Raw genomic sequence first — 24,313 nt, 5'->3', positions numbered from 1 at the left:
CTCGCGCGCGCCATCGGAAGGACCGCACGTGCCGCTGAACACCTGGACGAGCTGGCCCCTGCGGGAGTCGCTGTCCCGTGAGGGCATCAGCGTCACCCGGATGTGGATCGGCCGGGCGGTGCGTGTTGTGGTGATCGCCGTTCTGGTGTGGACCACGCTGAGAGGGCCGGGATTCGCCGGCTGGGGGCTGGTGGCCGCATGCGTCGGTATGGCTGCCTCCATCCTGGCGTTCCGTGGCTTCCTCCGTATGACGCTGGACCGCTGTCTCTGGCCGTCCCTCGTGCTGTTCGCTGTACTGGAGGCCGCGGCTTTCGGCTTCGAGTTCGCCGGGGCGCGGGCGCCCGCCATCGTCCTGTGGTGTGCCTGTGCCATTGCCGCCATGGAGCGGCTTCCGCTGGGTGTCGCGGTGCCGTGCTCCGCTGCCGCCCTCGGTGCGTATGCGGTGGTGAGCCACGACAACTGGATGGCGACTGCCGCGACCGTCATGGGACTGGCACTGGCGGGCTATGTCGTACGGCTGGACGCCGAGGCGCGCGGCAACGCCCAGCGGCTGCTGGCCCAGGAACGGGCGGCCCGCAAGGCGGAGGCCGAATCGTCGGCGCTCAACGAACGCGGGCGGATCGCCCGAGAGATCCACGACGTCCTCGCCCACAGCCTCAGCGCCCAACTGGTGCACCTGGAGGCGGCCCGGCTGCTGATCCAGCGCAGCACCGACCTCGAGGCCGACCGCGATCAGCTCCTGGACCGGGTGGTGGCGTGCCGGGGGATGGCCCGTGAAGGGCTGGACGGCACCCGTGAGGCGCTTTCCGCGCTGCGTGGGGAGATGATCCCGGTCGAGGACTTCCTGTGCCGTCTGACGGCTGCCCAGGGCGTTCAGCTGGAAGTGACCGGTGAGGGCCGGGCTTTGCCGGCCGAGGCGGGCCTCGCGGTCCGTAGGGTGGCTCAAGAGGCACTGACGAACGTGCGCAAGCACGCGCCGGGTGCCCAAGTGAGAGTCCGGCTGGAGTACGCGCGGGACGACGTAGGGCTTGAGGTACGAGACTCCGGTGGTCGCGGCAAGCCCGGCGAGCTCGCGAGCAGTGGCTCCGGGTACGGTCTGCTCGGGATGCGGGAGCGCGCCGAACTTCTCGGCGGAACGCTGGATTCCGGCCCGGACGGGGAGGGATTCGTGGTGCGGCTGCGGGTGCCTGCATGACGGCACGCACAGTGACACGGGTCGTGGTCGCCGATGACCAGACGGTGGTGCGCGAGGGAATCGTGATGCTACTGGGGCTGCTGCCCGGTATCGAGGTCGTGGGATCGGCCGCGGACGGCGCGGACGCGGTCCGTCTTGTCGGCGAACTCACCCCCGACGTCGTGCTGATGGACCTGCGGATGCCACGCTGTGACGGCGTCGAGGCCACCCGGCGTATCCGCGCCGAGCACCCCGGTACCCAGGTCGTCGTGCTCACCACCTATGCGGACGACGACTCGCTCTTCCCCGCTCTGCAGGCCGGTGCCCGCGGCTACCTGACCAAGGACGCGGACGGCGATGAAATCGTCCGCGCCATTGACGATGTGCTCTCGGGCGATGCCGGTCTGTCACCCAAGGTCCAGCGCCGACTGCTGGAGCGCTTCACGGAGCCCGTACGGCCCGTGCCGCAACCGCCGGACGAGCCCCCGGACGGCCTGACGGCCCGCGAGGTGGAGGTACTGCGGCTGGTCGCCGAAGGCCAGTCCAACCCGGAGATCGCGCGCACGCTGCATGTCTCCACCGCGACCGTGAAGACACATATCAACAATCTCTTCGCCAAAGCGGGGCTACGGGACCGGGCGCAGGCCATCCATTACGCGTACCGCCACGGCCTCGCGCAGCCGCCCGGATAGCCCCATCACCTGATGGGGTGAAGGGTTCGGAATGAAGAGTCCAGGATCTTCCTTTCTGTCCACCCTTGGGTCGCACGGACAACAGACCCGTGCACCAAGGAGAGTTCGGTGGACAAGCAGGACGGCCGTTCGGCCGGTGAGCCAGGGGGCGTACGGCTCGACGACCCCTGGTACGACGCTCTCGCCTCCGGGTGGGGCGAGCTGGACGCGGCGCAGACAACGGGCGAGTGGGGCCACAAGCAGTCACCCGTTCCGGCGCCGGTATCGGGACAGCGGTCGACGCCGTACGACGAGGTCTATCTGGCAGTGCAACGAAGCGCGGCTTTCCAGGAGGTGCGTCGCCGCTACCGGAGGTTCGTCCTTCCCGGCACGGCAGTCTTCCTGGCCTGGTACCTCGCCTATGTGATCGCGGCTACTGCCGTGCCCGGTCTCATGGCCCACCGCGTCGCCGGCGCCCTGAACGTCGCGATGCTCGCCGGACTCGGCCAGTTCGCCACGACCTTCGTGCTCACCTGGGCGTACGCGCGTCACGCCCGGCTGCGCAGGGACAGCGCGGCGCTCGACATCCGATGGGAAACCCAGGAACTCACCGGAGGGAACAGCCGGTGACCGACGACCACCAGACCCTCGCACTGGTCCTGTTCAGCGTGTTCATTGCCGTCACCCTGGCGATCACCACCTGGGTGAGTCGCCGCAGGCACGGCTCCGCCGAGGAGTTCTACGCGGGCGGGAGGCTCTTCTCTCCCATGGAGAACGGTTTCGCCATCGCGGGTGACTACATGTCCGCCGCATCCTTCCTCGGCATCTCCGGGCTGATCGCCCTCTTCGGCTACGACGGCCTGTTGTATTCGGTCGGCTTCCTCGTCGCCTGGCTCGTCGTCCTCTTCCTCGTCGCCGAACTGGTCCGCAACTGCGGACGGTTCACCCTCGCCGATGTCGTTGCCGCACGGATGAGGGAACGCCCCGTCCGTATCGCGGCCGGCACGGCCTCTGTCACCGTGTCCGTGCTCTACCTGGTGGCACAGATGGTCGGTGCCGGCAGCCTGGTCGCCCTGCTCTTGGGCGGCGCGGGCCAGCAGGCCCGTACCTGGATGGTGGTCGGGGTCGGTGCCCTGATGGTGGTCTACGTCGCCTTCGGCGGGATGCGGGCCACGACCTGGATCCAGATCATCAAGGCGGTACTCCTCATGGGAGGCGCCATCGCCCTGACCGTCCTGGTACTGGTCCGCTTCCACGGTGACTTCAACACACTGCTGAACACTGCCGCCGAACGCAGTGGCCACGGCCCTGACTTCCTCGCGCCCGGCCTCAAATACGGCGACGACTGGACCTCGCGGCTGGACTTCATCAGCCTCGGCATCGCGCTCGTCCTGGGGACGGCCGGGCTGCCGCACATCCTCTCCCGCTTCTACACTGTCCCGACGGCGCGCTCCGCCCGTCGCTCCGTCGTCTGGTCCATCGGCCTGATCGGTGGCTTCTACCTGATGACCATCGTGCTCGGCTTCGGCGCCGCGGCAGTGCTCGGCAGCGATGCCGTCCGCAAGTCCAATACGGCAGGCAACACCGCAGTCCCGCTGCTGGCCCTCGACCTGGGAGGCGGCGTCGGTTCGACCGGTGGCACGGTGCTGTTCGCCGTGGTGGCCGCCGTCGCGTTCGCCACCATCCTGGCCGTGGTCGCCGGCATCACTCTCGCCTCGTCGGCCTCCGTCGCCCACGATCTCTATGCCTCGCTACGGCGCCCGCGCGGTACGGCGCAGGACACCCAGCATGCCGAGGTCGCCGTGGCGCGCGTCGCGGCGGTGGCCGTCGGCGCGGTCTCCATCGGTCTCGCCCTGCTCGCCCAGGATCTGAACGTAGCCTTCCTGGTGGGCCTGGCCTTCGCCGTTGCCGCATCGGCCAACCTGCCGGTCCTGCTGTACACGCTCTTCTGGGGGCGCTTCACGACCCGGGGCGCGGTGTGGTCCGTATACGGCGGTCTGATTCCGGCGGTCACCCTGGTCGTCCTCTCTCCGGTGGTCTCCGGCAGCTCCGAGTCACTCTTCCCCGGAATGGACTTCGCTCTCTTCCCGCTCGACAACCCCGGTGTCGTATCGATCCCACTGGGCTTCCTGATGGGCTGGCTGGGAACGGTGCTCTCCCCGGAGGCAGCCGACAGGGCCCGGCATGCGGAGACGGAGGTGCGGGCGCTTACCGGGGCGGGGGCGGCTTAGGGCCTCTGCCTGCCGGATCAGGAGCGGGCCGACACCGCACCTGGAGCGGGGACCGGTCGTGGCCGGGCGCGGCAGCCGTGAAGTGCGTGGCTGCCGCGCCATCCGTGTGTCGCGTTCTCGTGCCCGTCGGCGTCCGCGTGCCGCGGGTTCGTTCTCCTGACTAAGCCCACTCGTAGCGGTGCTCGGGGCGGCCTGTCTCGCCGTATTTGAGGGTGAGGCGCACCCGACCGGTGCGTTCCAGGAACTTGAGGTAGCGCTGAGCTGTCTGCCGGCTCACTCCCGCCTGGAGGGCGACGTCCTGCGCCGACAGCGGGGCGTCCGCGGAGCGCAGGACCGTGCGCACACGGTCGGCGGTGGCGGTGGAGTGTCCCTTCGGCAACTCGGCGGGGCCTGCGTTGGCGGCTCCCAACGCCCCGAAGATCCGGTCCACTTCGGACTGTTCGGCCTGCCCACCGCCTGCAAATGTACGGTGCAGCGCCGCGTAACCCACCAACTTGGCGCGCAGGCCCGCGAAGGTGAACGGCTTTACCAGGTACTGCAGCGCACCGTGACGCATCGCGGCCTGCACGGTGGCGATATCGCGAGCTGCCGTCACCATGATCACGTCGGTGAGAAGGCCACGCTGCCGGAGGTCGCCGACCAGTTGGAGACCCGTTCTGTCAGGGAGGTAGTGGTCCAGAAGGATCAGATCGACGGGGTGCGTCTCAAGGGCTGCAAGGGCCTGCGCCGTGGTGTGCGCGAGGCAACTGACACGGAAGCCCTCGACCTTGGCTACATATGCCGCATTGATCTTCGCGACGTGCACATCGTCGTCCACGACCAGTACGTCGATCATCGGCCGGCCTCCGTGGCGCCTTCGGGCCGGGAAGTTCGTGCCTCGGCCCGTCCGGTGGGAAGCGTGCCCGAGTTTGTTCCCTGAGGGGTTGTGTCACGCGTCGCGGAGAGCTGATCGGACAGCGCGTCGGGGACCGTCACGGTGAACACCGCACCGCCACCGAAGCGCTCGCCGACCTCGACGCTGCCTCCGTAGCGCTCGGCGAGGCGCCGTACCAGTGGCAGGCCGATGCCGCGCTGTCCGTGAGCCGGCGGCTCCTTGGTCGTCCAACCCTCGGTGAAGATCTCTGCGTGCCGTTCCTCGGGTACGCCCGGTCCGTTGTCGCTGACGCGGACGACAGCGGTCCGGCCGTCGGCACGGACCTCCGCCTCCATTTGCGCGTCGCGCTCGCCCGACGTGGCGTCCAGAGCGTTGTCGACGAGGTTGCCGAGGATGGTGACCAGGGTGTGCGGGTCGACCAGGCGGTCGGGCAGATGGGTGGCGGGGGAGATGCTGAGGGAGACACCGCGTTCGGTGGCGACGGTGGCCTTGCCCACCAGGAGGGCGGCCAGCAGCGGATCGTGGATTCGCTCGGTGACCTGCTCGGCGGTCGCGCGATGAATTCCCACGGCCTGCGTCACGAACTCCACGGCCTCCTCGTGCAGACCGAGTTCAAGCAGGCCGAGAAGGATGTGCAGCCGGTTGGCGTGCTCGTGGTCCTGGGCGCGGAGGGCATCGATGAGGCCGCGGGTACCATCCAGTTCGCGACCCAACCGCTCCAGTTCGGTCCGGTCGCGCAGGGTGACCACGGCACCCCCGTCGTCGGTCGGCATACGGTTCGCCACCAGGACCCGGTGCCCGCTGACGGTCACGAGGTCCGCCCCCGAAACGCGGCCGGCCAGAACGTCGGTCGTGCGGCCGGGCGGCAGGGCCACTTCCAGGGGTCGGCCGGTGTCCTCGGCGCGAAGGTCCAGGAGGCGCTGTGCCTCGTCGTTCATCAGGCGGATGCGCCCGTTCTGGTCGAGCGCGAGAAACCCTTCGCGGATACCGTGCAGCATTGCCTCCCGCTCGACGAGAAGCGCAGAGATGTCGGAGAACGCCAGGTCATGAGTGCGGCGCTGGAGCCGGCGGGCAACGAGATAGGCGGCGAGAGCGCCCACGGCGAGCGCCCCGCCTCCGTAGGCCAGCAGCTGGGGAACGGTGGACAGCAGTCGTTCTTGCACGCTCTCGTACGCGATACCGACGGAGACGGCGCCGACGACCTTGCCGTCCTCGTCACGGAGCGGGACCTTGCCGCGTGCGGACCGTCCGAGGGTGCCCTCGTCGATCTGCATCACCTCCTTGCCGGAGAGTGCCACGCTCGGGTCGGTCGAGACGTGGCGTCCGATCTCGGCCGGGTCGGTGTGCGACCAGCGCACCCCCCGCTTGTCCATGATCACTACGTACTCGGCGCCGGTAGCGGCGCGAATCCGCTCCGCCTTGTTCTGCACGGGGCCGTGGCGCGTCGGGCGGGAGGATTCCAGGGCGTTGTCGAGCCGCGACTCGGCCGCGGTGGTCTGCGCGATGGCGAGAGCGCGGCGCATCGCCTGATCGTCGAGCTGGGCACTGAGCGGGGCGAGGAACAGGCCGGTTGCCAGAGCCGTGACACCGGTGGCGATGGCCAGCTGCACCATCAGCACCTGGGAGAACACGCGTCGCGGCCAGCCCAGCCGCAGCCTCGTGCGGCGCGGTGCGTAGGAAGCCTGTCCGTGTTCGGCCGGGGCTGTGGTGCCGGGAATCGCCTGACCGCCGGTCGTGTGCGCACCGCTGTCCGGCTTGCCGGTGGGCGTGCGGACGGCCGTCGCGGTGTGGGGAAGCGGCACAGAACCCGAGGGCTTTGCGGCGCTCGGGCGCGGAGCCGACGCTTCCTTCTCGCCCATACGAACGAACAGTAGGCGTGGGTATGGGCGGGCCGGTAATCCCTGACGGAGCGAATTCGGAGAGTGCCCGGACGGCGACTCGAACGTGACTTCGCCCGATCGCGGACCGGAGCGTGTGGCTTCCTGCTGTCGTCTGGCCGGCGGCGAACACACAAAGCGCCCACACCATCACGACTGCCCACGCCACGGCACGCTTACCGTCAGGAGGAAGACGCGCGTCTCACGGCCGGCCTCGTCGATCCGTCACGCTCAGGGATCGTGGCACTCCGTTCATCCATCATCCATGCACTCCCCGCAGCGGGAGGGGGGCGAGGCTTCGGGCGTCGCCGTTGTCTCGCCGACTGGCGGTCGGCTGCAAGTTCCAGTGGCGAAGGCGCAGGTCAGGCGGGTGTCTCCGGGGCGGGGAGCGCCTGGAGGAGTTATCCACAGGCCTTTCGGTTGCGGATTGCGCGCGGATAGCCTATTTCGGCGAAGACATGGGCCGGTCTCGCGATGGCGTGAGGGCCGACGGGCAGGTCGAGGCGTGCGAAGGGCGCGCGGAAGGGAGCGGTCGTGCGGTCGACGGGGGAGGGGCAAGGGACGTGGCGCAAGGAGTGGAAGAAGACGGGTGGCGTGCTGCTTGGCCGAAGGACGGCGGGCGCACGGACTCGACGCACCTGGTCGGTGCGTTTTGCCTGCCGTCTCACATGGTCTTGGCGCAGCTGCCCGACGGCAGGCGACGTTCGTGCGACAGGAGCGGCGTCATGCGGCCGGACCGGCCGTCGGCTTCCGGATGGTCCTCCACCCGGCATGGACAAGATCCCGCATTTGCCTCCTGAGGCGGAAGCGGACGCTCGGGCAGCCCGTGGCGAGCGTGCGGGGGAGCTCTCCGAGTCAACTGCCGGTGGCGTGGGAGAACCTGTAGGGCATACTGCTCGCCGCGCTGATGGAGGCAACCGCCATACGCGCCGGTGGACCGAGCGGCGCACCACAGCTGGCGGGCGCCGCAGCACCGTCGGCCCGCTGTTCGACGATGACCCGCCAGATGCGGCCGTCGGAGTGCGCGACGGTGACCGCCCAGGCGGGGGAGCTGCCCGAAATGGCCGCGCGATGGGGTGCCACGCTGTCGGCCGCCTTCGGTTCGGGCCACATCGTGTCGGTCCGTACGACGTCGAGTGCGTCCGCCAGGTCCTCCCCGATCAGCTCACGGACCGCGAGGTCGGCGGCCTGCCCCGGCCGCTCCCAGGCCGAGCGGCCACGGGTGTGGTCGACCGTGATCCGCCCGTCGCGCGCCGCCTCCACGGCCTCCTTGACCAGGGGGGCCGAGGCTCGTCCGTAGGCGTAGCCGTAGGGAAGGACGAAAAGCGTGGGGGAGAAGCGGTGGCCGCCGATGTGGGTGACCTCCCAGGCCTCGGTTCCGGCGGCGGCGAGCTCGGCGGCGAGCGGGCGGCCGAGCAGGGCGCAGCAGCGGTCCCGCTTGCCGTTGGTGCACACAAGGGCCAGCGGTTCACCGATGTACGGCTCCCAGAGGCCGTCATGCTCTCCCGTCCCCAGGGCTGCGAAGTTCAGTCCGAGGGCCGCTTGAGGATCGGTCACGGTGGTCGTACGGATCCAGGAGCGCCCCGGCGCGGTGTGCGCGAGGAACAGCCGGCGCCGGGAAGCGCCGTGACGGTCGGCATGGCGTCCCGGCCGACGGATCAGGGCGATGCGAACGCCCGTCCCCTCGGCGGCGGCTTCCAAGGCCCGGCCGACATCAGGGTCAAGGTGACTGTCCGTCAGCGCGTGGGTGCCCCAGGGCCCCGTCTGCTCGATGAGCAGCCAGGTCCGGGCAAGGGCCGCGGTCCCGGCGAGAGATTCGGCCGATTCACGGGAAGTGGTGGCGCAGGTACTCACATAGGTGAGCCTAACCTCATCTGCTCCGTGTCGGATCCCGGGTGGGTGTCCGGAGGGGCGGCGGCGTGCGAAACGCCCTGCGGTGACGGTGAGCGCCCCTTCGTGTGAGGTGTGGCGGCGCAATGGCAGGCCGCAACGGCGATGCTGTTGCCGGGTTCTGGCTCCGAGTCGACGTTCCCGCAGCATCTTCTGTTACGGCAGTGGCTGTGGTGGGCGGGGGCCGTAGTAGTGGCCGCTGGGGCGCATGCGGAGGGGGTGTTCGGCGTATTCCTCCAGGGCGTGGGCGATCCACCCGGCCGTGCGGGCAATGGCGAAGATTGTTTCGCCTGCCTCAGCCGGCATTCCCGTCGAGACGGTCAGTACGGCCAGCGCCAGGTCGACGTTGGCGTGCAGTTCGGTGTGCCGGGCCGTGGTGGCGATCATTTGACGGGCGGCCTGCAGGGCGGGGCGGGCCCGCGGTACGTCTTCCAGGAGCCGGAACAAGGCGCGGGCCCGTGGGTCCTCGTCCGGGTAGAGGCGATGGCCCAGGCCCGGTACCCGGCGGCCGGCTCGCAGGTGGTCGGCGACAACGGCAGCCGCGCTGTCCCGGTCCAGGACCTCCAGCAGCATCCGGTGGGCGAGTCCGCTGGCCGCGCCGTGCAGTACACCGTCCAGTGCTCCGAAGCCGGCCGAGATGATCGCGTATGGATGGGCGCGGGCAGAGGCGGCGACCCGTACCGCGAAGGTCGAGGCGGCGAGGTCGTGGTCGATGAGCAGGACCAGCGCGGCTTCCAGGACGCGGAGTGCCGCGGCGTCGGCCGGTTCCGAGGTCAGCCGTGGCCAGAGTCGTGTGGCGAGGGAGCCGGCGGCGGACTGGTTCGGGGCGTGTGAGGGCAAGGCGTCGACAAGGGTCGGGATGAGGCTGCGGGCGGTGCCGACGACGGTGTCCTCGGACAGATCGAAGCGGAGTGGGTCGGCGGCCGCCGCGGCGATCAAGATGACCCGTAGCTGGTCCATCGGCCCGGTGTGTGCCGGCAGCGCCTGTACGGCACGGCGGGCGGCCGACAGCGCGTCCTGGGGTGCTGTGAAGTGGATGCCGGGGCGCATTTCACCGGTCCACAGCCACTCGGCGACTTCCTCGTAGCTGTAGTGGGCGGCGAGTTCCGATGTGTCGACGCCGCGGAAGTAACAGTGGTTGCCGTCGATCAGCGTGATGCCTGTACGGACCGCCGTCTCGGTGCCGGAGGCGGGTGATTCGCGGCGGCCGGTGCGGCGGGCGAGCGCGTCGATCTCCTTCACGTCGAAGGTGCTGCCGCGGGCCCCCGGCTCACGGCGGCTGGTCAACTGGCCGCGGCTGACATACGCGTACACCGTCTCCGGCTTCACGCCCAGCCGGTCGGCTGCCTCCCGGGTGCTCAGTCGCTGCCCGCCCGTGTCCTGCGTCGTGTCTCGATCCGCCATGAGATCACCGTATCCAGGCTCATCCACATTGATGCAATCAATATTGACAAGACTTGAGTCAAGCATGGAAAGTCGGATCAATATTCGGGTGAGGGAGAACCAAGGAGATCAGCCATGCCGAGTGTCCAGGCGAAAGCTCCGGCCGACGCGCCCCGTGGGCTTGCGGGCGTCATCGTCACCGAGACTCAATTGGGCGACGTCCGGGGCATCGAGGGCTTTTACCACTACCGCCAGTACTCCGCCGTCGAGCTGGCGGCGGCCTGCACCTTCGAGGACGTCTGGTACCTGATGTTCCACGGGGAGTTGCCCGACGCGGCGCAGCTTGCGGCCTTCCGGGCCGAGACCGGTGCTCTGCGCACGCTGCCGGCGTCGGTACGTGACGCGCTGCCTGCTCTCGCCCGAGCCGGTGCGGTCTCCGGTCCGCTCGCCGGGCTGCGCAGCGCGTTGTCGCTGCTCGGCGCGACGGCCGGTTTCCGGCCGCTGTACGACCTCGACGCCAACCGCCGCCGTGCTGATGCGCTCGCCGCCTGTGCCGTCGTTCCGACCCTGATCACCGCGCTCCACCGGCTCGGCCAGGGCCATCAGCCCATCGAGCCTCGTGCGGATCTCGGCTACGCGGCCAATTACCTCTACATGCTCACCGGTGACGAGCCGGAGCCGGACCGGGTGCGGGCGATCGAGGCGTATCTCATCTCCACCATTGACCATGGCTTCAACGCCTCGACCTTCACCGCCCGCGTCATCGCCTCCACCGGCGCCGACCTCGCGGCCTGCCTCGTCGGCGCCGTCGGCGCCCTCTCCGGACCGCTGCACGGTGGTGCGCCCAGCCGAGCCCTGGACATGCTCGATGCCATCGGGACTCCCGACCGCATTGACCCGTGGATCCGTGACCGCGTCCTGAGCGGGGACCGGATCATGGGGTTCGGTCACTCCGTCTACCGCACCGAGGACCCGCGCTCCCGGATGCTGCGAGGTATTGCCGAGCAGTTCGGTGGCCCGCTGGTGGACTTCGCCGTACAGGTGGAGGCGAGGGTCGAGGAGCTGTTGGCCGAGCTCAAGCCCGGCCGCGAGCTGCACATCAACGTGGAGCTCTACGCGGGCGTCGTCATGGAGCTGTGCGGGCTGCCGCGCGAGATGTTCACGCCCACCTTTTGTGCGGCGCGCGTGGTCGGCTGGAGCGCCAACATCCTGGAGCAGGCAGAGGAATCGAAGATCATCCGCCCCGCGGCCCGGTACGTCGGCCCGCCCCCGCCGCAGCCGCTGCCTGTCGTCGCCTCTCGCTGACGGGAAGGCCGTAGACGGTGCGGGGCCGGGCCGGGCTCGCACCGCCGGCGGTCGGTTACGATCGACAGCTCGTCCGCCGCCGGTCCGCGCGGCCCGCCACCCGCACCATGGAGGCGCCCCCTTGGCCACGCAACAGATCCCGGTCGTCGTGCTCGCGGGCTTCCTCGGGTCGGGCAAGACCACGCTGCTCAACCATCTGCTCGGCACCGGCGACGGCACCCGTATCGGCGCGATCGTCAATGACTTCGGCAGCATTGAGATCGACGCGATGACCGTTGCCGGCCAGGTGGACTCGATGGTCTCGCTCGGCAACGGCTGTCTGTGCTGTGCGGTCGACACCAGCGAACTGGACACCTACCTGGAGCGGCTCGCCCGCCCTGCCGCCCGTATCGACGTGATCGTCATCGAGGCCAGTGGGCTGGCCGAGCCGCAGGAACTCATCCGGATGATCCTCGCCAGTGACAACGCCCGGATCGTCTACGGCGGGCTGATCGAGGTCGTCGACGCTGCCGAGTTCGAGAACACCAGGAACCGGCATCCCGAACTGGACCGGCATGTGGGCATCGCCGACATCGTGGTGCTCAACAAGGCCGATCGCATCGCCGAAGCGGCGCGACAGCACCTCATGGACACGCTCGCGGACCTCGCCCCCGGCCGGCCCGTGATCTGCACGGCATACGGGAGGGTCGATCCCGAGCTGTTCTTCGACCGCGGACCGGGGGAGGGCCACGACGCGGCGGTGCGCCAGCTGTCCTTCGAGGATCTGCTGCGCGAGACCGCGGCGGACGCGGCTCACCCCCACGGTTCGGACGACCGCTGCGATCACCCTGACGACTGCGATCACCCTGACGACTGCGATCACCCTGACGACGGCGGCCCCGGCCACGCCCACCGTGCGGGCCATCTCCACGCCGCCTACCAGAGCGTGGAGTTCACCTCCGCCGAGCCGATGCACCCACGCCGCCTGATGGACTTCCTCGACAGCCGCCCGGCCGGCCTGTACCGCATCAAGGGCTTCGTCCACTTCGACGTACCGGAGAACCGCCAGAAGTTCACGGTGCACGCCGTCGGTGACTTCCTGCGCTTCTACCCCGCCCCGTGGCCGAAGGGCGACGAGCGCTGCACCCAGCTCGTCATGATCGGCAGCGGTATCGACGCGCAGGCCCTGCACAAGGAGCTGGACAACTGCCGCGAGAGCGCATCGTGGGCAGCCGATCAGAACAGCATGTGGGGCGTGCTGCGGTACGTGGCCGCACGCGAGGACTCCGAAGACGGCTGACGCCGCCGGGCCCGGTTCTCCACCGGCCCGACGGCGTCACCCGCATCCGTCACCGCGATCTGTCACCGCGCCTGATCACACCGGCCCCGCCAGCGCCGCCACCTGCTTCGTCAGCGGCACACCCGAGCCGTCCCGCCGCGGATCCACCTCCGGCAGCTCGACCGGGGTGCCCTTGGCATCCGCGGCCCGCACCGGAGCCGGCCCGGCCCATGCCTGGACGAGCACGTCCTCGCCCTTCAGGAACCGCTGGCAGCGCACGCCGCCGGTCGCCCGGCCCTTGCGCGGATACTGGTCGAACGGGGTGAGCTTGGCCGTCGCCACCGAGTCGTCCAGCGTGCCGTGCGAGCCGGCGACCGTGAACACCATGGCCTCGGAGGCCGGGTCGACTGCGGCGAACGCGAGCACCTTCGCCCCCTCACTCAGCTTCACCCCCGCCATACCGCCCGCGGGCCGGCCCTGCGGCCGCACCTGCGATGCCGGATAGCGCAGCAACTGCGCCTCGTCAGTGATGAAGACCAGATCCTCCTCGCCGGTGCGCAACTCGGCCGCGCCCACGATGCGGTCGCCATCCCTGAGGGTGATGACCTCCAACTCCTCCTTGTTGGCGGGGTAGTCGGGCACCACTCGCTTGACGACGCCCTGCTCCGTACCGAGCGCCAGCCCCGGCGAGGACTCGTCCAGCGTCGACAGGCAGATCAGCTCCTCGCCGTCCTCCAGCGTCAGGAACTCCGAGAGCTGCGCACCACCGGAGAGGCTGGGCGCGGCCGCGGTCTCCGGAAGCTGCGGCAGATCGACCACCGAGATCCGCAGCAGCCGGCCCAGGGAGGTCACCGCACCCACCTCGCCACGGGTCGTCGCCGGCACGGCCGAGGCGATCACATCGTGCTTGACCCGCTTGGCGTCGGCGTCGAAGGGCACGTCCCCGGTGACCGTACGCGCCAGCAGGCCCGTGGAGGACAGCAGCACCCGGCACGGGTCGTCGGAGACCTCCAGCGGCACCGCGCCGACCGAGGTGCCGGCCGACTCCAGCAGGACCGTCCGCCGGTCCGTGCCGTACTTCTTCGCGACCGCGGCCAGCTCGCCCGACACCAGCTTGCGCAGCTCGGCGTCCGACTCCAGGATCTGCGTCAGCTTCTCGATCTCGTCCTGCAGCCGGTCACGCTCCGACTCCAGCTCGATACGGTCGAACTTGGTCAGCCGGCGCAGCGGGGTGTCGAGGATGTACTGCGTCTGGATGTCGCTCAGCGAGAACCGTTCGATCAGCCGCTCCTTGGCCTGCGCGCTGTTCTCGCTGGAGCGGATGAGCCGGATCACCTCGTCGATGTCCACCAGGGCCGTCAGCAGGCCCTCGACGAGATGGAGACGGTCGCGCCGCTTGGTGCGCCGGAACTCGCTGCGCCGGCGCACCACATTGAAGCGGTGGTCGACATAGACCTCCAGCAGTTCCTTGAGGCCCAGCGTCAGCGGCTGCCCGTCCACCAGCGCGACGTTGTTGATGCCGAAGGACTCCTCCATTGGCGTGAGCTTGTACAGCTGCTCCAATACGGCCTCGGGATTGAAGCCGTTCTTGACCTCGATCACCAGCCGCAGGCCGTGCTCGCGGTCGGTGAGGTCCTTGACGTCCGCGATGCCCTGCAGCCGCTTGGAGCCGACCAGGTCCTTGATCTTGGAGATGACCTTCTCGGGGCCGACCGTGAAGGGGAGTTCGGTGACGACCAGGCCCTTACGGCGGGCGGTGACGTTCTCCACCGCGACCGTCGCGCGGATCTTGAACGTGCCGCGGCCCTTCTCGTACGCGTCCCGTACGCCACCGAGGCCCACGATCCGGCCGCCCGTCGGCAGATCGGGACCCGGCACGAACCGCATCAGCGTGTCGAGGTCGGCGTTCGGATGCTTGATCAGATGGCGGGCGGCGGCGATCACCTCGCCCAGGTTGTGCGGCGGCATGTTCGTCGCCATACCGACGGCGATGCCGGATGCTCCGTTGACCAGGAGGTTCGGGTACGCGGCAGGGAGGGTGGCCGGTTCCTGCTCCTGGCCGTCGTAGTTCGGCGCGAAGTCGACGGTGTCCTCGTCGATGGACTCCGTCATCAGGGACGTCGCAGACGCCATCCGGCACTCGGTGTACCGCATCGCGGCGGGCGGGTCGTCATTGCCCAGCGAACCGAAGTTGCCGTGGCCGTCGACCAGCGGCAGCCGCATCGAGAACGGCTGTGCCATGCGCACCAACGCGTCGTAGATGGACGCATCGCCGTGCGGATGGAGCTTACCCATCACCTCGCCGACGACGCGGGCGCACTTGACGTAGCCGCGGTCGGGCCGCAGCCCCATCTCGTTCATCTGGTACAGGATGCGGCGGTGCACGGGCTTGAGACCGTCGCGGGCGTCCGGCAGGGCGCGCGAGTAGATGACCGAATACGCGTATTCGAGGAAGGAACCCTGCATCTCGTCGACGACGTCGATGTCGAGGATCCTCTCCTCGAAGTCGTCCGGCGGCGGGGTCTTCGTGCTGCGGCGGGCCATCGCGGCTGCGGCTCCTTCTGCTGCGTCTAGTGCCGACGCCGGGAGACGGCATCGGAACAACGGTCAACCAGTCGGGTCAACCAGCTGGGGGATCGACCCGCGAGTATGTCTGAGTCTGACGCGGACCATTGTGGACCGCCCCACTGACAACGCCGACCGCGACTCCCCCTTCGGCTCCCGCGGGCGCCGATCACGGTGCCTGTTCGGGGCCGGTCGCACGGGAACTTCGCCAGATGCCGATCCGCTTGCATACAGTGACAGAACTTCCTCGCAAGCGGATCGAAGGGACGTACATGCCCATGGGTCACACGGCCACAGAACAAGCCGGCTCCGGCGGCCTGACAGCGACCGAGCACCGGCTGGCCAACGGCCTGCGCGTGGTGCTCTCAGAAGACCACCTGACCCCGGTCGCAGCGGTCTGCCTGTGGTACGACGTCGGCTCCCGCCACGAGGTCAAGGGCCGTACGGGCCTGGCTCACCTCTTCGAGCACCTGATGTTCCAGGGCTCCGCGCAGGTGAAGGGCAACGGCCACTTCGAGCTGGTGCAGGGCGCCGGCGGTTCGCTCAACGGCACCACCAGCTTCGAGCGCACCAACTACTTCGAGACCATGCCCGCTCATGAGCTGGAGCTCGCGCTCTGGCTGGAGGCGGACCGGATGGGCTCGCTGCTGACCGCGCTCGACGACGACTCCATGGAGAACCAGCGCGACGTCGTCAAGAACGAGCGCCGCCAGCGCTACGACAACGTCCCCTACGGCACAGCCTTCGAAAAGCTGACGGCCATGGCGTACCCGGAGGGCCACCCGTACCACCACACGCCCATCGGGTCGATGGCCGACCTGGACGCGGCCTCTCTGGAGGACGCGCGGGCGTTCTTCCGGACGTACTACGCGCCCAACAACGCCGTGCTGTCGATCGTCGGCGACATCGACCCCGGGCAGACGCTGGCCTGGGTGGAGAAGTACTTCGGCTCGATCCCCTCGCACGACGGCAAGCAGCCGCCGCGGGACGGCACGCTGCCCGACGTCATCGGCGGCGAGCTGCGCGAGGTCGTCGAGGAGGACGTGCCCTCCCGGGCCCTGATGGCGGCCTACCGCCTGCCCCACGACGGCACCCGTGAGGCGGACGCCGCGGACCTCGCGCTGACCGTCCTGGGCGGCGGTGAGTCCTCCCGTCTCTACAACCGGCTGGTGCGCCGCGACCGCAGTGCCGTGGCGGCCGGCTTCGGCCTGCTGCGGCTGGCCGGTGCGCCCTCGCTGGGCTGGCTGGACGTGAAGACGTCCGGCGGGGTGGAGGTCCCCGACATCGAGCGTGCGGTCGACGAGGAGCTGGCCCGCTTCGCCGCCGAGGGCCCGACCCCGGAGGAGATGGAACGGGCGCAGGCCCAGCTGGAGCGCGAATGGCTGGACCGGCTCGCCACGGTCAGCGGCCGCGCCGACGAACTGTGCCGCTTCGCCGTCCTGTTCGGCGACCCGCAGCTCGCGCTGACCGCCGTGCAGCGTGTCCTGGAGATCAGCCCCGAGGAGGTGCAGGCGGCCGCCAAGGCCCGGCTGCGCCCCGACAACCGCGCGGTGCTCGTCTACGAGCCCACCGAGCCGACCGACGCCGCCGACACCGAGGAAGGGGAGGACCAGTGAGCGACGCCACCACCCACGCCGATTCCCCCGTGAGCAGCATGGACTTTCACCCCCAGCCCCGGGGCGGCGCGCCCAAGCCGTGGGCCTTCCCGGCCCCCGACCGCAGCCAACTCCCCAACGGGCTCACGCTCCTGACCAGCCACCGCCCCGGCCAGCAGGTCGTCGCGGTCGAGATCAGCCTCGTCGCTCCGCTGGACGCCGAGCCCGAGGGGCTGGACGGCGTCGCCACGATCATGGCACGGGCGCTGTCCGAGGGCACTGACAAGCACGACGCGGAGGAGTTCGCCGCCGAGCTGGAACGCTGCGGCGCCACACTGGACGCGCACGCCGACCACCCCGGCGTACGGGTCTCCCTCGAAGTGCCGGCGTCCCGGCTGCACCGCGCGCTCGGCCTGCTCGCCGATGCGCTGCGCGCTCCCGCCTTCCCGGAGAGCGAGGTCGAGCGGCTGGTGCGCAACCGCCTCGACGAGATCCCGCACGAGCTCGCCAACCCGGCCCGGCGCGCCGCGATGGCGCTGTCCAAGGAACTGTTCCCGGCCACGTCCCGTATGTCGCGACCGCGCCAGGGGACCGAGGAGACCGTCGGGCGCGTCGATGCCGCGGCCGTCCGCGCCTTCTACGACGCCCATGTACGGCCCGCCACGGCCACCGCCGTCATCGTCGGTGACTTCACCGGTGTCGACCTCGAAGCGGCGCTCGCGGACACCCTCGGCGCCTGGAGCGGCTCGACGGCCGAGCCGCTGAAGGCCTCGCCGATCGTCGCCGACGACACCGGCCGCGTGGTGATCGTGGACCGTCCCGGCGCCGTTCAGACGCAGCTGCTCATCGGCCGTATCGGTGCCGACCGGCACGACCGGGTGTGGCCCGCGCAGGTCCTCGGCACGTACTGCCTGGGCGGCACCCTCACCTCCCGTCTGGACCGCGTGCTGCGGGAGGAGAAGGGCTACACCTACGGGGTGCGCGCCTTCGGCCAGGTGCTCCGCTCCACCGCCCCCACGTCCCCCGAGGGAGCCACGGGTGCCTCGCTGCTCGCCATCAGCGGCTCGGTGGACACCGCCTCCACAGTCCCGGCGCTGGAGGACCTGTGGAAGGTGCTGCGCACCCTCGCGGCAGAGGGGCTGACGGATGACGAGCGGGATGTCGCCGTACAGAACCTTGTCGGCGTCGCGCCGCTCAAGTACGAGACCGCGGCAGCCGTCGCGGGCACCCTCGCCGATCAGGTGGAGCAGCACCTTCCGGATGACTTCCAGGCACAGTTGTACGTTCGCCTCGCGGAGACCGGCACGGTCGAGGCGACCGCGGCGGCCGTCAACGCCTTCCCCGTGGACCGGCTGGTGACGGTCCTGGTGGGGGATGCGGCGCAGATCGCCGAGCCCGTCAAGGCGCTGGGCATCGGTGAGGTGACGGTCGTCGGCGGTTAGTCCCGCCATGTGAAAGAAGGTCATAAATCGACAAAGCGGCTCCCGTGGCGTACGTCCGTCACGGGAGCCGTTGTATGTCCGGTTTATCGCAGCCTGCGGCCCGGTTCTTGTGGCATCCCGCACAAAAATGCGGATCTGTTTGCTGATTGAAAGTTGTCCCGCTTAGCGTCGGTGCGGCTGTTCGTCACAACTCCGCCACAACAGTGGCACCGGGCAGTCATCGCCGAGTCCCCGTACGGCGCGAGCCAGGGGAGCCGGGGACCCAGTGTCCCTTGGGGTGAATCGGACTCCTTTCCGGAGGAGCCCGTAGGAGACCTTCCTGCTCCGAACCCGTCAGCTAACCCGGTAGGCGAGACGGAAGGAAAGGACAAGCCAGCACATGGCGTTCATGCGTGCCACCGGGAAGCACCGTCGTGCGAACCACCCCGCTCGTACGACCCGCAACATCGCCGGCATAGCCACCCTCGCGGCCGGCGGCGTTGTCGCCTCCGTGGCCTCGCCGGCGCTGGCGGCCACGGATGAGGCACGCACCCACGACACCGGTCTGCAGCGGGCCGTCGTGCTGGGTGACGAGCTCGCCAACCATGTCGCGGCCCAGGCCGACGCGCAGCAGGCGGCAGCCGAGGCCGCGGCAGCGAAGGCGAAGGCCGAAGCCGTGGCCAAGAGGCAGGTCGAAGAGGCCAAGCGGCGCGTCGAGGCCGCCCGTAAGGCCAAGGAGCGTGCCGCCCGCGAGGCGGAGCGCAAGCGCCTCAACACCTTCGTCGCCCCCGTCGCGAACTCCTACGTCTCCACCGCCTACAAGGCCTCCAGCGGCCTGTGGTCCTCGGGCAGCCACACCGGCATCGACTTCCACGCCGCCTCCGGCACCAGTGTCCATGCCGTCGGCGCGGGCACCGTCGTCGAGGCCGGCTGGGGCGGCGCGTACGGCAACAACATCGTGATCAAGATGAACGACGGGACGTACACCCAGTACGGTCACCTGTCGTCGCTCGGTGTCTCGGTCGGTCAGCACGTCACCCCGGACCAGCAGATCGGGCTCTCCGGCGCCACCGGCAACGCCACCGGCCCGCACCTGCACTTCGAGGCCCGTACCGGCCCTGCCTACGGCTCGGACATCGACCCGGTCGCGTACCTGCGCTCACACGGCGTCAACGTCTGACCTGCGGCCCCGCCCGGCCGTGCGTCCCACAGCGCCGGCGTCACGCGGCGCCCTCCGGAAGCCCCGGCCACCCGGCCGGGGCTTCGGCGTATCCGGCGTGCGGTGGGTGGGTACCGGATACGCCGGTGGCCACTGCTTCTGGCCAAAAAATATCCATGAATAACCGGAGTCCGCCGGAAAAGCCGTTCCGGTCGAATAGAGTCGCGGAAAAGCTGCCGACCGGCGGCGTTTCCAGGGGATTACGGCGGAGGCACGGAAGATGCGAGGCCATATTTCCGCGCATGCGGTGTGCACGGCGATTCGCGACGACATTGTCTCCGGTGTGCTGGCGCCGGGGAGCCGGCTGATCGAGGAGATCCTGGCGGCCCGGTACGGCGTCTCCAGGGTGCCGGTCCGTGAAGCGCTGCGCACCCTGCAGTCCGAAGGCTTCGTCACCACCCGCCACCACGCGGGCGCCTGTGTCGCCGAGCCCACCGCGCAGGAGGCCGCCGATCTCCTCGACGTCCGCGCCCTGTTGGAGCCGCTGGGTGCCGCCCGCGCGGCCGCCCGCCGCAGCCCGGCCCACCTGAAGGTACTCCGCGGCCTGGTACGGCTCGGTCGTGAGCGGGCACGTCACGGCAGCCCCGCCGATCTGCGCCAACTGGACGGCTGGTTCCACGAGACGCTGGCCCAGGCGGCCGGCAGCCCCAGCCTGACGGCCTTGCTGACCCAGCTGCGGCGCAAGGTCGAGTGGATGTACGCCGTGGAACTGCCGGCCCGGACCGGGGAGTCGTGGGACGAACACGGCGCGGTGCTGGACGCGGTGGCCCGGGGCGACGCGGAGCGGGCACGTGCCCTGATGGCGGCTCATGTCGAGCGCTCACTCCCGGTGTACCGGCTGCGGCGGCCCGCCAAGACGGAGGTGAGGGATCCGAAACCGCCCGTCAACACGGCACGCGCCCGCCCTTAACAAGCGCCCCGTATACAAAGAAGCGCGCAAGGGGATTCGGCGGCGCGAGGCGGCACCCGTTTTCGGTCCGTCTTCGGCCCGTATTTGTCCTGCCTGTTTCTCGGCACCGGGATGCGAGGTGGAGGCCGGCTTTTCTTATGCATTCCGAATTCGGTGTGCCCGGGAATTCCTTGTGGTCCCCGCGGTAATACGTGTGCGGCGCATGCGGTGAGCGCGCATCCCGCCCCCGGCTCCAGGAGCTGCGATCGGATTCAGGAACAGGGAAACGGCCCCGCCGCGGCAACCGGTCACCGGTCGACGCGGCAGGGCCGCCGCATACAGCAGAAGTCCCGGCGGACTCAGACCGTCTCGGGGAGCTCCTCGAGACCCTCGGCGACGAGCTTGGCCAGGCGGTCGAGCGCCTCCTCGGCGCCCTCGGCGTCGGAGGCCAGCACGATCTCCTCGCCGCCCTGGGCGCCCAGGCCCAGGACCGCGAGCATGGAGGCCGCGTTGACGGGGTTGCCATCGGCCTTGGCGATCGTCATCGGGACGCCGGAGGCGGTGGCCGCACGGACGAAGATCGACGCGGGGCGGGCGTGCAGGCCCTCGGCCCAACCGACATTGACGCGGCGCTCAGCCATGGTGTTGCCCTTCAAAGTCGCGACTGTTGTCTAGACCAGTCTCTCACGCTGCCGGAAGTGCTCGGCAGCCCTTCGTCCCGGACTTTTGCGGATATGGGTACCCTCAACTTTGCGGATATGGGCACCCCCAATGGAGCCCCGGCGGACCGGGCCGGCCCCTACGTCTTCACGGCCTCCGGGCCTGCCCCGCACCCCGAGCGTACGCGCGCCGGGCCGGTTGTCGGTGCCCGGTCGTACGCTGTCCGCATGCAGAATCCGCCGGACCACGCGTACCCGACCCACTGGGAAGCCGACGTGGTGCTGCGTGACGGCGGGACGGCGCGGATCCGCCCCATCACCCCCGACGACGCCGAGCGGCTGGTCTCCTTCTACGAGCAGGTTTCGGACGAGTCGAAGTACTACCGCTTCTTCGCGCCCTACCCGCGCCTGTCCGACCGCGATGTCCGCCGTTTCACCCACCACGACTACATCGACCGGGTCGGGCTCGCCGCCCTCGTCGGCGGCGAGTTCATCGCCACCGTCCGCTACGACCGGATCAACGACCAGGGGCTGCCCGCCAAGGACCCCGAGGACGACCAGGCCGAGGTCGCCTTCCTCGTCCAGGACGCCCATCAGGGCCGCGGCGTCGCCTCCGCCCTCCTGGAGCACATCGCGGCCGTCGCCCGCGAACGCGGCATCCGCCGGTTCGCCGCCGAGGTGCTCCCCGCGAACTCCAAGATGATCAAGGTGTTCACGGACGCCGGCTACACCCAGAAGCGCACCTTCGAAGACGGCGTGGTCCGCCTGGAGTTCGGCCTGGAGCCCACCGAGCAGTCCATGGCCGTGATGCGCGGCCGAGAGCAGCGCGCCGAGGCCCGGTCCGTACAGCGGCTGCTCGCCCCGGGCTCGGTCGCCGTCATCGGTGCCGGCCGTGCCCCCGGCGGCGTCGGCCGCACGGCCCTGCGCAGCCTCCTGGATTCCGGTTTCACCGGCCGGGTGCACGCCGTCAACCACGCCTTCCCCGAAGACCTGCAGCGGCTCCGTCCCGAAGACGTGCCCGCCGTCCGCGCGCTGCGGGAGATCCCCGATCCGGTCGACCTCGCCGTCATCGCCGTCCCCGCGGACAACGTCCCCGACGTGGTCCGCGACTGCGGCGAACACGGCGTCCAGGGCGTGCTGATCCTGTCGTCCGGTTACGCCGAAGCGGGCGAGGACGGCCGGGAGCGGCAGCGCGCCCTGCTCCGCCAGGCCCGCTCGTACGGCATGCGGCTCATCGGACCCAACGCCTTCGGCCTGATCAACACCGCCCCCGGCGTCCGGCTGAACGCCTCCCTCGCCCCCCGGATGCCCGGCGCCGGCCACATCGGCCTGTTCACCCAGTCCGGTGCCATCGGCATCGCCCTGCTCAGCGGACTGCATGCACGCGGCCCCGGAGACGGCGGCATCGCCGGTATCTCCGCCTTCGTCTCGGCCGGCAACCGCGCCGACGTCTCCGGCAACGACCTGCTCCAGTACTGGTACGACGACCCGGACACCGACGTCGTGATCCTCTATCTGGAGTCCATCGGCAACCCCCGCAAATTCGCCCGGCTCGCCCGGCGCACTGCCGCCGTCAAGCCGGTCGTCGTCGCCAAAGGCGCCCGGCACAACGGCACCGCCCCGCCCGGTCACGCCGTTCCCACGGTCCGGGTCCCCGACAGCACCGTCGCCGCCCTGATGCGCCAGGCGGGCGTCATCCGCGTCGACACGGTCACCGAGCTGATCGACGCCGGGCTGCTGCTGGCCTCCCAGCCGCTGCCGGCCGGGCCGCGCATCGCCATCCTCGGCAACTCCGAGTCGCTGGCGCTGCTCGCGTACGACGCCTGCCTGACCGAGCGGCTGCGCCCGCAGCGCCCCCGTGTACTTCCCTCGGCGGCGACACCGGACGACTTCCGGGCCGTGCTCGCCGAGGCACTGTCCGGCGACGGCTGCGATGCCGTGGTGGTCACGGCCATCCCCTGGGTGGGGGAGGGGGCCGCCGTCTCCCCGGCCGACAGCGAGGGCGTCGCACTCGCCGCCGCGCTGCGTTCCGCGGCCGCGGCGCATCCGGAGAAGCCGGTGACGGTCGTCCACCTCGCCATGGACGATCTGGCCGAGACACTCGCGGCACCGGCACCGGCACCGGCACCGGCACCGGCACAGTCGCCCGAGCCCGAGCCCGAGCCCGAGCCCGAGCCCGAGCCCGAGCCCGAGCCCGAGCCCGAGCCCGAGCCCGAGCCCGAGCCCGCGGGCCGTGCCGCGGACGAACCGGCCCGCCCGGCGCACCCGCCCCCCGCGCCCGCCCCGTCCCCGCAGGGCCCGTCGAACCGCCCCCGCCCCCTGATCCCCCCGGGCCCGCCGCCCGGCTGCTCCGGAGGGCAGCAGGGCCCGGCCCGTGACGCCGAGGCCGCCACCCCGCCCCGGCCCCGCCACGCCCCCCTCCGTATCCCCGCCTACCCCGCCGCCGAACGTGCCGTGCGCTCCCTCGCCGAAGCCGTCCACTACGCCGCCTGGCGCCGGGAGGCCGCCGAGCCGGGCCGGGTACCCGAGTACGACGACATCCAGGAGGCGGCGGCCGGCGCCGACATCGAGCGCCTCCTCGACCGGCTGCCCCCCGACGCCCCCACGGGTCGCTCCGTCCCGGTGCCGCCCCAGGACGCCGAGGCCCTGCTCGCCCGCTACGGCATCCACACCCGCCCCGTCCTCCCGGCCCCCGACCCGGACACCGCCGTCCACGCCGCCGCCCGCCTCGGCTACCCGGTCGCCCTCAAAACCACCGCACCCCATCTACGCCACCGCGCCGACCTCGGCGGGGTACGCCTGGACATCGCAGGGGAGAGCGAACTCCGCCGCACCTACTCCGAATTGACCGACTTCCTCGGCTCTCCCGAGGAGCTGCGCCCGGTCGTCCAGTCGATGGTGCCGCGCGGCGTCGAGACGGTCATCCGTGCCGCCATCGACCCGGCCGCCGGCGCCGTCCTCTCCTTCGGGCTGGCCGGGGTGCCCTCCCAGCTGCTCGGCGATATCGCCCACCGCCTCATCCCCGCCACCGACCGCGAGGTCACCGAACAGATCCGCTCGATCCGCGCCGCTCCACTGCTGTTCGGCTGGCGCGGCTCCCAGCCCGTGGACACCGCGGCGCTGGCGGAACTGCTGCTGCGCGTCTCCCGGCTGGTCGACGACCACCCGGAGGTCGTCGGCGTGGACCTCGAACCGGTCGTCGTCTCCGCGCACGGCCTGTCCGTACTGGGAGCGACCGTGCGCCTGGCCCGAGCCCCCGCCACCACTGACCTCGGCCCCCGCCGGCTGCCCGTCTACTGAGG

17 protein-coding genes and 1 riboswitch are annotated in these 24,313 nt (G+C 70.4%); of the genes, 11 read left to right on the top strand and 6 right to left on the bottom strand.

The window, feature by feature from the left end; translation table 11 throughout:
- Positions 1 to 28: 28 nt before the first annotated feature.
- The 4 genes from ACWGJY_RS13870 to ACWGJY_RS13855 all read left to right on the top strand — a co-directional run bounded on the left by ACWGJY_RS13870 (position 29) and on the right by ACWGJY_RS13855 (position 4,076).
- On the top strand, positions 29 to 1,195 hold the full coding sequence (locus ACWGJY_RS13870; RefSeq protein WP_453261013.1) for a sensor histidine kinase: 1,167 nt from the start codon (positions 29 to 31) through the stop codon (positions 1,193 to 1,195).
- On the top strand, positions 1,192 to 1,866 hold the full coding sequence (locus ACWGJY_RS13865; protein WP_453261012.1) for a response regulator transcription factor: 675 nt from the start codon (positions 1,192 to 1,194) through the stop codon (positions 1,864 to 1,866). Before ACWGJY_RS13870 ends, ACWGJY_RS13865 begins: the two co-directional genes overlap by 4 nt.
- Positions 1,867 to 1,974: 108 nt before the next feature.
- Positions 1,975 to 2,475: a DUF485 domain-containing protein gene (locus ACWGJY_RS13860; RefSeq protein WP_453261011.1), complete on the top strand. Its 501-nt coding sequence runs from the start codon at positions 1,975 to 1,977 to the stop codon at positions 2,473 to 2,475.
- Positions 2,472 to 4,076, top strand: a complete 1,605-nt coding sequence (locus tag ACWGJY_RS13855) for a solute symporter family protein (protein WP_453261010.1) — start codon at positions 2,472 to 2,474, stop codon at positions 4,074 to 4,076. The genes ACWGJY_RS13860 and ACWGJY_RS13855 overlap by 4 nt, the downstream gene beginning before the upstream one ends.
- Positions 4,077 to 4,236: 160 nt before the next feature.
- Here the strand turns inward: ACWGJY_RS13855 and ACWGJY_RS13850 are convergent, their stop codons facing one another.
- From ACWGJY_RS13850 to ACWGJY_RS13835, 4 genes are all read right to left on the bottom strand, one after another.
- Positions 4,237 to 4,911 carry a DUF7342 family protein gene (locus ACWGJY_RS13850; protein ID WP_453261009.1) on the bottom strand — a complete coding sequence of 225 codons (675 nt, stop codon included), beginning with the start codon at positions 4,909 to 4,911 and terminating at the stop codon, positions 4,237 to 4,239.
- Complete coding sequence (locus ACWGJY_RS13845; protein ID WP_453261067.1) at positions 4,908 to 6,563, bottom strand: sensor histidine kinase; 1,656 nt, start codon at positions 6,561 to 6,563, stop codon at positions 4,908 to 4,910. The genes ACWGJY_RS13850 and ACWGJY_RS13845 overlap by 4 nt, the downstream gene beginning before the upstream one ends.
- 1,119 nt (positions 6,564 to 7,682) lie before the next feature.
- Complete coding sequence (locus tag ACWGJY_RS13840) at positions 7,683 to 8,681, bottom strand: sucrase ferredoxin (RefSeq protein WP_453261008.1); 999 nt, start codon at positions 8,679 to 8,681, stop codon at positions 7,683 to 7,685.
- Between the two features lie 192 nt (positions 8,682 to 8,873).
- Positions 8,874 to 10,121, bottom strand: coding sequence for a citrate/2-methylcitrate synthase (locus tag ACWGJY_RS13835; RefSeq protein ID WP_453261007.1), 1,248 nt, complete (start codon positions 10,119 to 10,121; stop codon positions 8,874 to 8,876).
- Positions 10,122 to 10,235: 114 nt separating this feature from the next.
- On the opposite strand from ACWGJY_RS13835, the gene ACWGJY_RS13830 reads away from it, so the two are divergent.
- Both ACWGJY_RS13830 and ACWGJY_RS13825 read left to right on the top strand, forming a co-directional pair.
- On the top strand, positions 10,236 to 11,405 hold the full coding sequence (locus ACWGJY_RS13830) for a citrate synthase (protein ID WP_453261006.1): 1,170 nt from the start codon (positions 10,236 to 10,238) through the stop codon (positions 11,403 to 11,405).
- 121 nt (positions 11,406 to 11,526) lie between these two features.
- Positions 11,527 to 12,684 carry a CobW family GTP-binding protein gene (locus ACWGJY_RS13825; protein ID WP_453261005.1) on the top strand — a complete coding sequence of 386 codons (1,158 nt, stop codon included), beginning with the start codon at positions 11,527 to 11,529 and terminating at the stop codon, positions 12,682 to 12,684.
- 75 nt (positions 12,685 to 12,759) lie between these two features.
- Here ACWGJY_RS13825 and ACWGJY_RS13820 read toward each other — a convergent pair whose 3' ends face one another.
- Entirely contained in the window at positions 12,760 to 15,207 is a 2,448-nt protein-coding gene (locus ACWGJY_RS13820) for a DNA gyrase/topoisomerase IV subunit A (protein ID WP_453261004.1), read from the bottom strand.
- A gap of 299 nt (positions 15,208 to 15,506) precedes the next feature.
- Between ACWGJY_RS13820 and ACWGJY_RS13815 the strand changes: the two genes are divergently transcribed.
- From ACWGJY_RS13815 to ACWGJY_RS13800, 4 genes are all read left to right on the top strand, one after another.
- Positions 15,507 to 16,844 (top strand): M16 family metallopeptidase, encoded by a 1,338-nt coding sequence (locus ACWGJY_RS13815; protein WP_453261066.1) that lies wholly within the window; start codon positions 15,507 to 15,509, stop codon positions 16,842 to 16,844.
- Between the two features lie 38 nt (positions 16,845 to 16,882).
- On the top strand, positions 16,883 to 18,265 hold the full coding sequence (locus ACWGJY_RS13810) for a M16 family metallopeptidase (RefSeq protein ID WP_453261065.1): 1,383 nt from the start codon (positions 16,883 to 16,885) through the stop codon (positions 18,263 to 18,265).
- A 211-nt stretch (positions 18,266 to 18,476) separates the two neighbouring features.
- Positions 18,477 to 18,632: riboswitch (cyclic di-AMP (ydaO/yuaA leader) on the top strand.
- A gap of 12 nt (positions 18,633 to 18,644) precedes the next feature.
- Positions 18,645 to 19,424: a M23 family metallopeptidase gene (locus ACWGJY_RS13805; protein ID WP_453261003.1), complete on the top strand. Its 780-nt coding sequence runs from the start codon at positions 18,645 to 18,647 to the stop codon at positions 19,422 to 19,424.
- Positions 19,425 to 19,683: 259 nt separating this feature from the next.
- Positions 19,684 to 20,373 carry a GntR family transcriptional regulator gene (locus ACWGJY_RS13800; protein WP_453261002.1) on the top strand — a complete coding sequence of 230 codons (690 nt, stop codon included), beginning with the start codon at positions 19,684 to 19,686 and terminating at the stop codon, positions 20,371 to 20,373.
- 338 nt (positions 20,374 to 20,711) lie between these two features.
- Here the strand turns inward: ACWGJY_RS13800 and ACWGJY_RS13795 are convergent, their stop codons facing one another.
- Positions 20,712 to 20,993 carry an HPr family phosphocarrier protein gene (locus ACWGJY_RS13795; protein ID WP_030990508.1) on the bottom strand — a complete coding sequence of 94 codons (282 nt, stop codon included), beginning with the start codon at positions 20,991 to 20,993 and terminating at the stop codon, positions 20,712 to 20,714.
- 246 nt (positions 20,994 to 21,239) lie between these two features.
- Here ACWGJY_RS13795 and ACWGJY_RS13790 point away from each other — a divergent pair, with 246 nt between their 5' ends.
- A complete protein-coding gene (locus ACWGJY_RS13790; protein ID WP_453261001.1) occupies positions 21,240 to 24,311 on the top strand; it encodes a bifunctional acetate--CoA ligase family protein/GNAT family N-acetyltransferase in 3,072 nt (1,023 codons plus the stop codon).
- The last annotated feature ends 2 nt before the right edge of the window (positions 24,312 to 24,313 follow it).

The sequence above is a fragment of the Streptomyces sp. NPDC054765 genome (genome assembly GCF_053612065.1).
The sequence above is the reverse complement of the archived record's forward strand: the minus strand, read 5'-3'. Positions and strand labels throughout refer to the sequence as shown.

What these genes read in the sequence shown, in the direction of transcription:
- ACWGJY_RS13865 (WP_453261012.1), top strand. Translation starts at nt 1,192, where the DNA reads ATGACGGCACGCACAGTGACACGGGTCGTGGTCGCCGATGACCAGACG.
- ACWGJY_RS13850 (WP_453261009.1), bottom strand. Translation starts at nt 4,911, where the DNA reads ATGATCGACGTACTGGTCGTGGACGACGATGTGCACGTCGCGAAGATC.
- ACWGJY_RS13845 (WP_453261067.1), bottom strand. Translation starts at nt 6,563, where the DNA reads ATGGTGCAGCTGGCCATCGCCACCGGTGTCACGGCTCTGGCAACCGGC.
- ACWGJY_RS13835 (WP_453261007.1), bottom strand. Translation starts at nt 10,121, where the DNA reads ATGGCGGATCGAGACACGACGCAGGACACGGGCGGGCAGCGACTGAGC.
- ACWGJY_RS13830 (WP_453261006.1), top strand. Translation starts at nt 10,236, where the DNA reads ATGCCGAGTGTCCAGGCGAAAGCTCCGGCCGACGCGCCCCGTGGGCTT.
- ACWGJY_RS13820 (WP_453261004.1), bottom strand. Translation starts at nt 15,207, where the DNA reads ATGGCCCGCCGCAGCACGAAGACCCCGCCGCCGGACGACTTCGAGGAG.
- ACWGJY_RS13815 (WP_453261066.1), top strand. Translation starts at nt 15,507, where the DNA reads ATGGGTCACACGGCCACAGAACAAGCCGGCTCCGGCGGCCTGACAGCG.
- ACWGJY_RS13810 (WP_453261065.1), top strand. Translation starts at nt 16,883, where the DNA reads ATGGACTTTCACCCCCAGCCCCGGGGCGGCGCGCCCAAGCCGTGGGCC.
- ACWGJY_RS13805 (WP_453261003.1), top strand. Translation starts at nt 18,645, where the DNA reads ATGGCGTTCATGCGTGCCACCGGGAAGCACCGTCGTGCGAACCACCCC.
- ACWGJY_RS13800 (WP_453261002.1), top strand. Translation starts at nt 19,684, where the DNA reads ATGCGAGGCCATATTTCCGCGCATGCGGTGTGCACGGCGATTCGCGAC.
- ACWGJY_RS13795 (WP_030990508.1), bottom strand. Translation starts at nt 20,993, where the DNA reads ATGGCTGAGCGCCGCGTCAATGTCGGTTGGGCCGAGGGCCTGCACGCC.
- ACWGJY_RS13790 (WP_453261001.1), top strand. Translation starts at nt 21,240, where the DNA reads ATGCAGAATCCGCCGGACCACGCGTACCCGACCCACTGGGAAGCCGAC.